The following is a 1255-nucleotide window of genomic DNA, read 5'->3' as shown; positions in this document are numbered from 1 at the left end:
ACTAGCATAAATATTTTTATCAAATGCTTTAATAACTAATACTTCTGTTTTTGCTTTAATATACTGTCTATTACTATCTTCATCTATTAAGAAATAACTATTATTATTAAATTTAATACTATGATCATTTTTAACTATTCTTTTATCCATAACAGCTAATATATATTTAATTAATTCCATATCTTCTTGTTTTTCAAAGACATTTTTGATATTATTTACTTGAAGAGCAAATTGATTATTGTATTTTTTTAAATACTCTTTTAGGAAGACGTTTGCCTCTTCAATTTTTTTAATACCAGCTATTTTAAGCTCTATAGGTAATCTTAGTTGGAAGGTGTCGTTAACTTTTTCAACTAAGCCCTTTGCTTGAGATATGCTGGTAGTTTTAATTTCAATACCTAATTGATGACAAGCATATGAAAATTGTGTATGAGTATCTTTATCAATAGCATTAGAGTTTTTCTTTTTATATTCAAAAACAGTTCTTTTATCTGTATATAAAGCTACAGGTATTCCATAATTTTCAATAATTTGATGTAAAAGGTTGTAATAACCATTTAAAGTTTCTTCATAATCAAGATAAGCACCTACAACAGTATTTGTAGAGTCATCCATTTGTATTAACTCACCAAAATATTTTGATTTTTGTCTTTTACAGTGTGGATTATGATCAATTCTATCTATTTTATTTAAAATATCATTTTTAAGTTTATTTGAGAGTTTTTTATTGTTTAGGCATATTAGTTGTTGTTTAACTTTATTTTTAACGTTTCTAGATGCTCTATGGGATAAAATATACTTTTGTAGTAAAATATCTCTAATACATATAATAACTTTGTGAAATGTTTAATATTAGCATCATAGTATTTATTCTTATACAAATCGATGATATTTCTTTTTAAAACATCAGATACTTTTCTATTAGAAGTTTTCCCTTTATTTCCATGAATAAATACTACTTTACTTTTTTCTTTAAAAACTTTAATTAATCTATTTATTTGACGTATAGATAGATTTAATTTTATTGAGGCATTAATTTTATTACCAATTGTTTCTACAACCTTTTTAATAACTTTGTATTTTAATTCTTCATTCATATTTAACTCAACCTTTCTCATATGTATAACACCTTTCTTACTATTAAAATTACAAAAGATATTATATCATATATTATTTAATTAATTTTATTTTTAATCTTATACTTAATTAGGACATTTTTATTTTAATTATATTAAGACATTATCATATTAATATT

The 1255-nt window shown here is 21.9% G+C and carries 1 protein-coding gene and 1 pseudogene; both read right to left on the bottom strand.

What is annotated here, in order from left to right:
• A pseudogene (locus tag GM111_RS08000) lies at positions 1–615 on the bottom strand (ISNCY family transposase); the annotation flags it as partial.
• 125 nt (positions 616–740) lie between these two features.
• Positions 741–1118 carry a hypothetical protein gene (locus tag GM111_RS07995; protein ID WP_156300570.1) on the bottom strand — a complete coding sequence of 126 codons (378 nt, stop codon included), beginning with the start codon at positions 1116–1118 and terminating at the stop codon, positions 741–743.
• Positions 1119–1255: the final 137 nt, after the last annotated feature.

The organism is Streptobacillus canis, assembly GCF_009733925.1.
GTDB classification, from domain to species: Bacteria; Fusobacteriota; Fusobacteriia; order Fusobacteriales; family Leptotrichiaceae; genus Streptobacillus; species Streptobacillus canis.
Note: the sequence above shows the minus strand (reverse complement) of the source record. Positions and strands in the feature narration are given on the sequence as shown.